Consider the following 12,658-nt stretch of genomic DNA (forward strand, 5'->3'; position numbering starts at 1 on the left):
AATCGAACCAATACAAGACGACAAGGAGTGACACTATGTTGGGTGAAAATCATGCGTTAATTTATGAGTTTCCAGATTTTGCTGACCATATTCATCATCTTAAAAAAAACAATGCAATTTTCGCGACCATGGCGCAGCGTTACCATGAGTTAGACCATAACATTCGCGCTCTAGAGTTAACCAAAGTGCCCACCAATGATGAGCACTTTGTGGCCTTAAAATTAGAACGGCTTCACCTTAAAGATAAGTTGTATCAATATCTGGTTCATGATGCTATTTGAGGCGACAACGGCGATGTATCTGACCTATTGCGGTTTTTCATTAGTAGCAGATACATGGTTGGCACCCAAACGAGTGATAGCAAGGTTGTTAGCAAGGTGCCTCCCGCGATAGCGATGGCAAAGGGCGGCCAAAATCCGCCACCTGCAATAATCAGCGGAATAAATCCCCCCACCGTCGTGATTGTGGTTGAGCTGATATGCCGTCCACAGCCGCTGACAATATTGATAATTACAGCTTTATCTCCCGCTCTGCCATTCGGTGTATCTTCCAGCTCAGCCAAAATCACAATCGCCGCGTTGATCGCAAGCCCCATTAGGCCGAGTAGGGCGATGATCACAGGGAAGCCAAAGGGATAACCAAACACATAGACCGCAAGTAGCCCAAGCCCCGCCGACTGTAATGCACTCAGTAAAATAATCGCTGTTAGCCTAAAGGAGTTAAAGGACAAGACTACTGTAGCTAGTAATAAGGTAACCACTAAAATGATATTAGACAGTAGATTACCTACCGCTTCATTGCGTTTAGCACTTTCACCGCCAATTTCAATTCGATAACCTGCCGGTAGTTTGATGGCGGCCACTTTATCTTTTACATCATTTAAAACTTGGGCAGGTAATACCCCGCTGACGATATAGGCTTCGATCGTGTTGACTCGTTGACCATTACGCCTAGGGATCGCCCCGCGACTGACTTGCACCTCGTTGTGGGACAGCGCAGATAAAGGAACGGCAGTGCCCGAAGGGGTCATTAGCTGGATTTCCGCAATACGGCTCGCCTGCTCGCGGCTACTCTCACCTAGACGCACGCGTATAGGAAGTGACTCGGTTTGTTCTAACACGCTGCCGCCAATCACTCCAGTTGTAGACATTTGGACTTGTCTAGCAATATCCGTCAGGCTTAATCCGCTGATTAAACTCGCATCTTCATTGACCTGAAGCCATACCTTAGGTGCGCCAGCACTTAAGGTGGCGCGGGTGTGGATCACATCGGGCGTTGCAGCCAAAATATGACGGATTTCATCACCCAAGGTGCGTAATGTTTCCAGATTAGGGCCAAAAATCATCAACTCGACCGGGGCATTAAAGGGCGGGCCTTGCTCCAGTTTACGCACCAACACCTGCGCTTCTGGAAAGTCTTTATCCAAGCTTTGCTGCAACTCTGGGATAAGGGCGTTGGCGCGCTCAAAGTCGCTGGCTTTCACCATGGCTTGAGCATAGTTAGTGGCCCCCTGTTGGCGCTGAGTTAAGTTGTAATAAAACGAAGGGGTATTGCCACCCACAACCCAATCGACTTGGCTGATACCCTCGATTTGATGCAACTGCTTATCCATCAACTGCACTTGGTTTAAGGTGTTTTCGAGGCTGACATGGGGGGCGAGATACAGCTCAATTTGGAACATATCCCGATCCGATGGCGGGAAAAACTGCTCAGTCATCTTGCCTGAAGCGTAAAAACCTAACAGCGGTATTATCCCGATAAGCGTTGCGCTCAGCAGCGGGCGATTGAGTGCAAACCTTAGGCTTGCTTGAAAGTAACCGCTTACTAAAGGCACGTTGATGCCATGTTGATACCAGACAGGATGTTTACCTTCGAGGCTAAAGCGTCCCGCAAGACCGGCGATCAAAGTATGGGAAATTACATAGGAGCCAAAGAGTGCAAACATTACCGATATAGCGATGCCACTCACAAACTCTCCGGCTGCGCCGGGCATTAATACGATCGGCGCAAAGGCTAGAATAGTGGTAATCGTTGAGCCCGCCAAAGGCAACCACAGGTGATGTAAGGTCTCAGTCACAGCGTTTAAGCGACTCATACCCTGTTGGCGGCGCTGGGAAATGGCATCAACAATTACAATGGCATTGTCCACCATAATCCCTAGAGCAACGACTAAACCTGTGACCGACATTTGATGAATGGGTAAGCCGATATATTTCATGCAGGCTAAGGTAAACAGGGCGGTTAAGGGAAGCGACAGGGCAACGATAATCGCGTTTCTTAAGCCCAAGGTCAGCAGTAAGACGGTGAGAATAATCACAAACCCTTGTATTAGGTTGATAACGAGTCCGCCAAGCCGGTCACTGGTGTAACTGTTTTGCTCAAATAACCATTGCACTTTGATATTTGCGGGAAGCTCGTTGTTGAGCTCATCGACCAGTTGCTTGACTTGTCCTTGCCAGATATCAACACGGGTGTTATTCAACATTCGCGCTGCGACAAACACGCTTTGCTCGCCGTCAACGAGAGCGATGCTATCTGCTGGTTTTTTAGCTTGGCGGCTGATAGTCGCAATATCGCCCAGACGAATGATTTGCCCATCGTTATCGACTTTAAGTGGTACTTGGCGAATACGGTTCTGCGAATCGAGCTCACCCGAGACTTCGACAAGGGCGCGAAAGTAATTGTTATTGATCTCGCCTGCGGCAATTTTACTGTCGGCGCTGCTTAAGATTTTCGCTATGGTACCCGGTGTTAATTGCAACTGGCTCATCTTATAGCCATCGAGCTGGACTAGGATTTCTTCCTCGGGTGCGCCGTAGAGTTTAACGAAATCGGTGCCGGATAAGAGTCTGAGCCTGCTTTGTAATTCCTTGGCATAGCGGTTGAGCATATCCACCCGTGGTTGACTATTATCGTTCCACACTAGGCTTAAAATCGCGGTGTAGGCGTAGCCGACTTGATCGTCTAAGGTCGGTGTCTGTATGTCATCGGGGAGGGGGTTTCTGGCATCGGCCAGCAGATCTCTCGCCCTTGACCACACTGGCGCAGTATCTGTCACTGTGTCTTTGAGCTCTAACTGGATCACCGAGATACCGGGTCTTGAGGTGGATTGAATCAGCTTTATTTCCTCAAGGCGACGTAATTGATTTTCTAATACTTCGGTGACAAGTGCCTCGACCCGCTCGGCGGATGCGCCGGGATAAGGAGTGATGACAGAGGCAAAGCGGTTGGTGATATGTGGATCTTCGGTGCGAGGCAAGCTGGACATCGCGCCAAATCCCGCGACCAGCAGTAGGGCGATCACTAGGCTGACTAAGCGACCATTTTCGACGAAGGCTTTAATCATGATTACCTCGTCGTTGCTATTGTTGTGGAAACGGCTTGGCCAACGACTAATTTATGCAAACCTTGAGTCACATATTGTTCGTCGGCTTTAATCGCTCCTTGGATATAAGCCATATCCTGCGTGGTGTAGAGGATATCGACATCGCGACGCTCTATTTGAGTTGAAGCGCTATCAGCTGTTTGTTGCGCCGTAACATAGATATTCCAGCGTCCTCGAATACCATCAATCAGTGCTGAAATTGGCACCCAGTAGCCTGCTTGTTCAACGGTTTGTTGTTGATGTAAATAGGCTATTTCTCCATTTATCACCTTAGCCTGTGCCGGTAGGCTAATCCGCAGTTGTACCGTGCGGCTAATGGGGTTGACCTCGGCACTGATCCCAGCGACTTTAGCCATAAATAGTTGATTCTGGACACTAACCTTTACTTCTTGTCCGGTAGTGAATTGGTTAGCAATAGCAACAGGGACACCGATATAGGCCTCGGTATTGATGCTACCAACTAAGGTAAAGACGGGGTTACCCGCGGCAACGACTTCCCCCAAATTATGTTGGCGCTGACTGATGATGCCATCAAAGGGGGCGAGTAAGTGTGATTTGTCGAGTTTGAGTTGATTGGCATGTTGCGAGGCGAGCAGGCGTTGTTTAGCCGCCTCTAGGCTGGTGAGTTGAGTTCGAGTTTCATCGAGCAATTGTTCAGAGACATAACCGGATTTCTTCAGTTCTAGATTCCGTTTGAGAGTGCTGGTGGCAAGGTCAACATCGGCTTGGGTTTGCGCTAAGCTTGCTTGGATTTCTTGGCGTTCGGCTTCAAGTAAGCGGGTATCCAGTTTGGCCAATACTTGCCCCTGAGTCACCTTAGCGCCACTATCGACAGTTAACTCACTGAGCTTACCCGATAATTCAAATCCGACGCCCGTGGTATTGCCCGCACGGATTGTGCCAGTGAATACTTGCTCACTCTGATAGCCAGTCGACAAGCGCAGCGGCGCCGTCGTCACGGTTTGTAATTGCGCAGTATTGGCATGCTCTGTCACTTCCTTTTGACAGGCCGTTAAGGTGGTGACGGCAATCACGCAAACGCAAAATACACGCCAAAAACATCGGGCCGCTTGATCCATTTGAATCCTTCCGTTGTAAGCTTAAGGTTAATTTTATGTAACTAGACTTGCTAGTCTAGTTGTGAGGAACTGGACTGTCTAGTCTATTTTATGCTTAACTAATACGAATTAATTATGTTGCTACCTTGAGTGAAGATATGACTCAGTCCACCGAGATCCCGATGAGCCGCAGTGAACAAAAGAAACAGCAAGTGCTAGTGGCGGCCATTGACTTGTTTTGCCGCCAGGGTTTTCCCCATACCAGTATGGATGAAGTCGCTAAATTGGCGGGTGTTTCTAAGCAAACCGTTTATTCTCACTATGGCAGTAAAGATGACCTGTTTGTGGCTGCGATTGAGTCAAAATGCGTGGGTCACAATTTACATGATGACTTACTGAGTGATCCAAGCCAACCCGAAGCCACTATCACCGAGTTTGCGTTGCAATTTGGTGAAATGATTGTCAGCCCTGAGGCTATTACCGTCTTTAAAGCCTGTGTGGCGCAATCGGAAAGCCACCCTGAAGTCTCACGCTTATTTTTTGAGGCGGGCCCACAGCATATGCTTGCGATGCTGACAAAATATTTAGTGGCGGTTGAGGCGCTTGGATTGTATCGATTTCCACAACCGCATCACTGTGCGGTTCGTTTATGTTTAATGCTGTTTGGTGAATTGAAGCTCAGGTTAGAGTTGGGGCTAGAAACCGAGAGTTTATTGGGGGAACGTGAGCAGTATATTCGGGGTTGTGCCGAGATGTTCCTAAAAGCTTATTGTGTTTAACTAAAGTGGCGTTAAGGTATCAGTTTGTATCATTCTTCGATTAAGAATGAACTTTTGTCTTGGGTAACGCGTATTATACGCAACATATCATCAACCAGTAATGCAAGGAGCAGGCGTGGCTAAACCATTTCATTCACCAGTCAATATTAACCCCAGCATAGTGTTCATAGGGTTGATGCCTTTGTTGAGTTACTCCGTTTTCGCAGCTGAGCCTCGCCAAGAATATAAGCCTTTTAAGGTCAGCGTATCGCAAATTAGTACCCAGAGTGCCAACGTTGCTAATGGTGAAACTGAGTTGCAGCGGGATAGCCTGTTACTCAACGCTGGCGTGACTATGCCCTTGAGTCAACAATGGTCCGTTGGGATGAGACTTGGCTACGACAGACTTGACTACGATTGGCGTAATATTCGTTTAACAGGCGCCAATAATACGGCAGCATTGTTTAGTGATGCGGGTGAAACCTGGGAAAATATCGATCGCTACCGTGCGAGCCTATCTGTTAATTATCGGATGGATAAGCATTGGTCATTTATGCTTTCGCCACAAATCCAATATGCTTATGCCGATACCGCGTCCGCCAGTAATGCTCAAAGTTATGGTGTGGTTGCCTCGGCCATGTATGCTTTTGAGTCGGGAAACATGCTGGGCTTTGGTGTGGCCTACTTGAATGACATAGATGAAGTGCGTACTTTGCCTTACCTTGCTGTGAGCTGGCAGATTAATGATCGCTGGCGTCTAGCAAACCCTTTCCAAGCGGGCTTTAGTGGGCCAGCAGGATTGGAACTTAGCTATCAGTTCAATCCCGCTTGGAACGTGGGCTTGGGTAATTCGCGCCGCACGGAGCGATTTTTAATTGCTGATGATGAAACGGTAGTCGAAACCAATGAATGGGTGAGCTATCTACGAGCTGGTTGGCGTATGACACCAGCAATCGCGTTAAATCTCTACGCGGGCTATTACTTTAACGGTGAATTAGAAGTGACCGATGAGGCCGCGCTTGATCTCGATAACCAAGGCGCAGCGGCCTTGGATCTCGAGTTTCGATTTTAATTACTGGCCCAGCATGGCTTCTTTGAGGCTTGTCTGGGCTGGTTTTTCACCTAACCAAATCTTGAGTAAGGCTTGACGGAACATTTCACCTTCAATCGTGGCTTGTTCTTGGCCATTTTTATAGGCGGTCACACCACGGCTTTTGTTGGCGACTAAGGTAAATTGGTCACCTTGTTTAATTTCGTCCTTAAATAGCGCCATAAACGCATCAATTTGTGGCTGAATGTCAGTCGTATTATCGGCGGTTGCGTGCTCAAAACCTTCGGTTATCGCATCACGCATTTTCTCAGACGTAATCATTCCAGACGTAATATTAAGGCGAATCGCGGCTATTGGAGCATTGATCACCTCGGCGGTGGTTTTGCTGGGAGTGGGCACGTACAGACTACCGACATACAAATCCATAAAGAATTTGCTGCGGACACCGGCGCCATTTAATTGCAGCGCCTGAGCGTCGAGCGTAATGCTGTCGGCGACTTGAACACCTGACACTTCTTTAGCTTGGGTAAATAGTGGAAAAAGCAAAGCAGTAGTGAGCGTTAAGGTTGAGAGTAACTTCATTATACACCTCATATTTTTAGTTATGGCCGTTGAGTGTATCAATCATCTGAGTGACTCGAACGGTGATTTATCTGTAGATTGCGAAGCGATACTAATCGAAACCCAAGAGGAGCGATAGCCTAATCTGTGCAAGCTATCGCTGGTGACTTAGGCAAAACAAGACGACTTTTCCTTGTCGAGCGCATTAAAAAAGCGATATGTGTGAAGAAATATTCGACCTGTTTAGTTTATTAGCTGACAGGGTCAGCCACGAACGCCTAATTTATATTGGCCATTTTGCTCAAACATCACCGCTTGTTTTTGTTTTGGAGAGATCAGAATTGGACCATCATCAAAGAACAAAAAGCACTTCCAATTGCGGACAAACACATCCCAACGAGTCTCAATCACTTGATATTTTTCGTAGCAAAAATAGACCTGAGTATCCTCTGGCCACTGAATAAACTCTGCCAACAACTCGGGTAGACTGTTATCTTCACTGTCCCACGCACTCTGCCAATGATCTGTTTTGACCCATGCGTTGGTTTTGGCGGCCCAATCCCCTTTAGTAAACTGTTCGGCGCGGCTACTTTTATTGCTAATCCACTGATTCCACACCAGCATGGCGCTTTTATCCGTTAGCGGCAGAATGACAGTCTTGTCATCATCGCTCACAGGTAAGTCTTTGTGGTTAAAAATCCACTTACGGCGATAGGTGTCTAAAGGTATGTAGGTATGAGCCAAGCAATATCTCCTAGGAAATGGCAAGATTGAAACAGGCTCATTATAAGATGCTAAGCATGAATAATAAAATCGCCAAGTGGAGATATCACCACTTGGCAACTAGGTTATTGTGCTTCAGTCATGATTCGGGTTAGTTCTGCCACATAATGTTGTGCTACCTGATTACTCGGATCGGCATTGAGGGCATTGGTAAACGCAGTGTGTGCGCCTTCAGCTTGGCCAAGTTCAACCATGAATAAGCCAAGTTTTATCCAAGTCTGCGTATCTGAAGGATATTTTTCTAAGTAGTCTAGATAGACGTTGACTGACTCTTGGATTTTTCCGCGTAGCTTAAGGATATGCGCATACTGTGGCATATACTCGTCGCTATAGGCCAAAATTTTGACAAGGGTTGACTCGGCCAGCTCAAGTTTGCTCAATTTTAGCGCAAGCAGAATAATGTGTTTTAACTCCATTTCTGTATAGAGATCTTCGGGTAATGCTAATAGTGCATCTAAGGCTTGCTGATGTTGTTGCTCTAGGCTGAGTTGTAACGCGAGAGCCAAGTGATACAGCCTTTGCAATTCTGGATTGCCATCGACAAATGGCAGTAGATTTTCTACTGTTATCGATAGACCTTGATTGTTTCTCATTGCGTAAAGCGTCATGATTTTTGTGTAGATATTTTCCGCAGTAGACGCTTTATTTAATGCCTCAACATAGACTGGGCTTACTAGGGTAATATCCTGAGAAAATTGTTCTGTTAATTCATTCCATATCACCTGATCGGATTCAGATAATGTGGGATGTTTATGGTTTTTATTCCAAATATAAATACGGCCTGATTGGTTTTTTTTCAACCAAATAGGTGCAAGCAGCGTTAATGAGGTGGAATTTAATTCGAGTTGTCGAAATTTAAGATTATCATAGGATTTTTTAGTGAGTTCCAAAATATCATGGCATATTGTATTGAACGCTTCATAATAGTTTAGCGTCATTTCATTGATATGGGATTGTGTCCAACTATCGGTATTTCTTGAAGTGAGAAAATGTGAGAACTCATAATAACCGTAGGTTTTAATCAACCGAGACAGTGTGGCGTAGTGAAGATTAATCTCTTCTTCTATTTGGTTGATTTTATCCAGCGTTAAACAAGCGTCCTGTGGATCCTCATTCAGTGTTTTTGCAAGCGTTAGCGCTTTTTTAGTTAGCTGCCTTAATGTGTCTAGTTGGCTAATGGCTTTACTGCACTCTTGTATTGCTGAATTTAAGTCATCCTCAGTATTGGGCGTTGCCTCGTTGATCACTTCAATGACGGATTTATCCGTAAATGATGAAAGCACTATTGCCGTTGTTGGCATGTGAACAATACCCTCAATTTTAGCCGCATTGATTGACAGGTTAATAAAGCTAATTTCGGGATAGGTCTTGGCTTCTTCAGCAAGAGATTCCATTGCATGAATGAGCTGAATTGGGGTTTCTGCTGGCAGTCCTGCGTAGGTTTCAACCCATTTATTATTACGGCCTAGACTTGGACCAATGCTGGCTTCAACCGTTCCTTTTGCATGGCTATAACCGGATTTTGAATAGCAATAATCGACGCCACTTAGCAATAGGGTAGCAAAGCCCATTTCGATAGCAAGGCGTATTGAGCTGTTGGTGACCGTTGGGCCGACGGTGATGATATTGTCATGATCATGCTTGCCACTCCAAGGATAGCGTTGACCCAAATAGGCTTTAGGGCCATTCCATTGGGAAAGGACTTTATGACTTACGTGATAGGAATTTACCAGCAAGGTTTTGTGGCTTAATTTAAACATGTCACGGCTTACGTCGAAACTAAAATCCTGAGGGTCGACGCAGGTAATTATGTCTACGGATATGCCATTATCGGCTAGTTTTCCTGCGATGCGTGAGACGGCGATAATAAATAAATTGTCGTTATTGTGTTTTATCCAATTGATATGTTCGTCAAGGGAAGGACCGCCTGCGATGATTAGGCAAGTTTTTCCGCTAAATCTATTCCGTAGTATTTTGGCTGGCGTTTGATTATCGGCAATATTTTCAAGCTGGGTTTGGAAAAAGATTTTTTGGGTAAAACCGATCCTATGGGTGAAGAAATCATCTTGGACTTTAGTTTCGATGCGATTGAATAAGGCAATATAGGCATCTAAGTGCTGGGATGCAACGCCTAAGGATTGATGGACTTCATATTGGCCTTTGATTAAAAAGACTTTTATCTCATCTTGCTCCATTAACTCTGTAAAACCGGCTTCATTGACAATACTGATTGCAGATTGTTTGTCTGAGGGGATATCGATGACCAATAAGGGCATGACTTCATCTAATTCAACAAAAAGAAATTTGCTGCCGAGGGGGAGCTTCTGCTCCAACACATAGTTGGCCAGTAGTCCAGAGTCCATGCCTACCACAATATGCAGCTTATCTTGTTGAGAAAATGATTGCCTGAAACGGCGATTGTATAAAGTTTTAGAGTCAATACTCTCAAAGGTGTGGCGGTTAATACTAGGTAAGTAGTATTCGTTAAAGCGACTGATCGCAAAGTTATTCAAAATGTGGGCTTGTAGTTGCATGTTTTCCTCGATTAGAGCGAACAACTGAGCGATTAAACGGATGATACGCCAGCATAATGTCACTTCATTCATTGTCTGAGCAAGTGTTGCTAGGACTTAGCAAAATACGTTCCAGCAAAAAATTGACACTAACTAATAGACTGGTACCTTGCTTGAGCTGTAAAGCATTTGTTTGCTAGGTATCTAGCAATAAGTATATAAAAAATTTATATTTTATCGATATTTTCCTATAATGAAGTGGCTTGTATGCATAACATTTCAGATCATATTATTCCGACGAGGATTTTTGGCGTGGATCTTGTAAGAGTTGGAGAGTTGACGAAATGGCTCATCGTTGTCACAAGTAGCTAATCGAAGGTTTAAATCGCGAGTGGGGAACTCTATGTTTGATAATAAAACAATTTTGATTACGGGTGGCACGGGGTCATTTGGACAAAAATACACCAAAACCATTCTCGAACGGCATAAACCGAAGCGATTGATCATATTTTCTCGTGACGAGTTAAAACAGTACGAAATGCAGCAAGTGTTTAACGCGCCATGTATGCGTTATTTTATCGGTGATGTGCGCGATGGGGAACGCCTGAAACAAGCCTTTAAAGATGTGGATTTTGTGATCCATGCCGCCGCACTTAAACAGGTTCCCGCTGCTGAATATAATCCGATGGAATGCATAAAAACCAATATCCATGGGGCCGAAAATGTGATTCGGGCCGCCATCAGTAATAATGTTAAGAAGGTTATCGCCCTCTCAACAGACAAAGCCGCGAGTCCTATTAACCTATATGGTGCGACTAAGTTGGCCTCCGATAAGCTGTTTGTCGCCGCCAATAACGTAGTGGGAGATGGCAAAACCCGATTTGCCGCAGTTCGCTATGGTAATGTCGTGGGGTCACGTGGCTCAGTCGTGCCATTCTTTAAACAACTGATTGCTAATGGTGCGACTTCGTTGCCCATTACCCATCCTGATATGACACGTTTTTGGATTACTCTTCAGGATGGTGTTGATTTCGTTTTAAAAAACTTCTCCCGTATGCAGGGCGGAGAGATCTTCGTACCCAAAATTCCTTCCATACGCATCACTGATCTTGCCGCAGCCTATGGGCCGAGTTTGGAGCAGCAGATTGTAGGTATTCGTCCCGGGGAAAAAATGCATGAGGTCATGTGTCCAGGGGATGACTCCCATCACACGATCGAATTTGATGATCACTTTGTCATCACGCCAAGTATTCGTTTTTTTGGGCGTGAAACAGATTTTTGTACCAATGCTTTAGGAGAGAAGGGGCAGGCTGTGCCGATGGGATTTGAATATAATTCTGGCACTAATCCACATTTTTTAACACAGGCTGAAATTCTTAAACTGGATACCGTTGCATGATCCCCTATGGCCGACAAGACATCAATCAGGCTGATGTTGATGCTGTGATTGAAGTGCTTAATTCTGATTATTTGACTCAAGGGCCTAAGGTTCCTGCATTTGAATCAGCAGTTGCTTCTTATTGTTCAGCTCGCTATGGCGTAGCAGTAAATAGCGCGACTTCTGCCTTGCATATTGCATGTCTCGCTCTTGGGGTTGGACCAAACGATATAGTATGGACTTCTCCAATTACCTTTGTCGCCTCGGCAAACTGCGCGCTTTACTGTGGAGCTGAGATTGATTTTGTCGATGTGGACCCTCTAACGGGTAATCTTTGTCCACATGCATTGGGAATGAAATTAGAACAAGCGGCTCGGATAGGGAAGCTCCCTAAGGTTGTTATCCCTGTACATTTATGTGGTCATAGTTGTGATATGGCAGCGATAGCAGCTCTTGCTGAACAATATAGCTTTCACATCATTGAAGATGCCTCGCATGGGATTGGCGGGAGCTATCATGGATACCCTTTAGGTAGCTGCCAATACTCTGATATTACCGTTTTTAGCTTTCACCCCGTCAAAATTATCACCAGCGCCGAAGGCGGTATGGCCATGACAAACAACTCAGAATTAGCTGAAAAAATGGCCCTTTACCGCAGCCACGGTATCACTAAAGCCCCCGATAAAATGCTAAGACCTGATGAAGGGGACTGGTATTACGAACAAGACGCCTTGGGATTTAACTATAGGATGACGGAGTTACAGGCAGCACTTGGTTTGTCGCAAATCAGCAGGCTTAATGCTTTTGTTTTGAAACGCAATGAACTCGCCGCTATCTATCGTAAAGAACTCGTTGGTTTACCATTGAGCTGTGTTGAACCTTTATCAAATACTCAAAGTGCCAGACATTTACAAATTATCCGCCTAAATGACGCATCAAGAAGAAAGCCGCTATTCAACGATATGAGAGCTGCAAATGTACAAGTGCATGTGCATTATTTCCCCGTACATCTTCAACCTTACTATTTAAAACAAGGATTTAAAGAAGGTGATTTCCCACAAGCAGAGGCATTTTATCAACAGATATTGACCTTGCCACTCTATCCTTTGATGACTGATAAGGAACAAGCTTGCGTTATTAACACCTTGTTAGCTGTACTGTAAGAAAATTC

General features: G+C 45.3%; 10 protein-coding genes. 5 read left to right on the forward strand and 5 right to left on the reverse strand.

Annotated features, from left to right (window positions below):
* The first annotated feature begins 35 nt into the window (after nt 1-35).
* Complete coding sequence (locus JM642_RS06375) at nt 36-281, forward strand: DUF465 domain-containing protein (RefSeq protein WP_037424904.1); 246 nt, start codon at nt 36-38, stop codon at nt 279-281.
* Here JM642_RS06375 and JM642_RS06380 read toward each other — a convergent pair.
* A complete protein-coding gene (locus tag JM642_RS06380) occupies nt 266-3,346 on the reverse strand; it encodes an efflux RND transporter permease subunit (protein WP_203433185.1) in 3,081 nt (1,026 codons plus the stop codon). The two genes, JM642_RS06375 and JM642_RS06380, sit on opposite strands and share 16 nt — an antisense overlap.
* A gap of 2 nt (nt 3,347-3,348) precedes the next feature.
* Complete coding sequence (locus JM642_RS06385) at nt 3,349-4,464, reverse strand: efflux RND transporter periplasmic adaptor subunit (RefSeq protein WP_203433187.1); 1,116 nt, start codon at nt 4,462-4,464, stop codon at nt 3,349-3,351.
* 137 nt (nt 4,465-4,601) lie between these two features.
* On the opposite strand from JM642_RS06385, the gene JM642_RS06390 reads away from it, so the two are divergent.
* Together JM642_RS06390 and JM642_RS06395 are read left to right on the forward strand one after the other, a co-directional pair.
* Nucleotides 4,602-5,222 carry a TetR/AcrR family transcriptional regulator gene (locus JM642_RS06390; RefSeq protein ID WP_037424895.1) on the forward strand — a complete coding sequence of 207 codons (621 nt, stop codon included), beginning with the start codon at nt 4,602-4,604 and terminating at the stop codon, nt 5,220-5,222.
* Between the two features lie 175 nt (nt 5,223-5,397).
* Complete coding sequence (locus JM642_RS06395; RefSeq protein ID WP_239000509.1) at nt 5,398-6,273, forward strand: DUF6268 family outer membrane beta-barrel protein; 876 nt, start codon at nt 5,398-5,400, stop codon at nt 6,271-6,273.
* On the opposite strand, the gene JM642_RS06400 is transcribed toward JM642_RS06395, so the two are convergent.
* From JM642_RS06400 to JM642_RS06410, 3 genes are all read right to left on the reverse strand, one after another.
* Nucleotides 6,274-6,834 carry a chalcone isomerase family protein gene (locus JM642_RS06400; protein WP_037424887.1) on the reverse strand — a complete coding sequence of 187 codons (561 nt, stop codon included), beginning with the start codon at nt 6,832-6,834 and terminating at the stop codon, nt 6,274-6,276.
* Nucleotides 6,835-7,077: 243 nt separating this feature from the next.
* Complete coding sequence (locus tag JM642_RS06405) at nt 7,078-7,557, reverse strand: DUF2947 domain-containing protein (protein WP_203433191.1); 480 nt, start codon at nt 7,555-7,557, stop codon at nt 7,078-7,080.
* Nucleotides 7,558-7,661: 104 nt separating this feature from the next.
* A complete protein-coding gene (locus JM642_RS06410; protein WP_172590048.1) occupies nt 7,662-10,130 on the reverse strand; it encodes a 6-hydroxymethylpterin diphosphokinase MptE-like protein in 2,469 nt (822 codons plus the stop codon).
* A gap of 382 nt (nt 10,131-10,512) precedes the next feature.
* On the opposite strand from JM642_RS06410, the gene pseB reads away from it, so the two are divergent.
* Entirely contained in the window at nt 10,513-11,508 is a 996-nt protein-coding gene (gene pseB / locus JM642_RS06415; protein ID WP_203433193.1) for a UDP-N-acetylglucosamine 4,6-dehydratase (inverting), read from the forward strand.
* Nucleotides 11,505-12,650, forward strand: coding sequence for a UDP-4-amino-4,6-dideoxy-N-acetyl-beta-L-altrosamine transaminase (pseC, locus tag JM642_RS06420; protein WP_203433195.1), 1,146 nt, complete (start codon nt 11,505-11,507; stop codon nt 12,648-12,650). Before pseB ends, pseC begins: the two co-directional genes overlap by 4 nt.
* Nucleotides 12,651-12,658: the final 8 nt, after the last annotated feature.

Origin of the sequence: Shewanella sp. LZH-2, from assembly GCF_016859145.1 — a bacterium.
Classification (GTDB): Bacteria; Pseudomonadota; Gammaproteobacteria; order Enterobacterales; family Shewanellaceae; genus Shewanella; species Shewanella xiamenensis.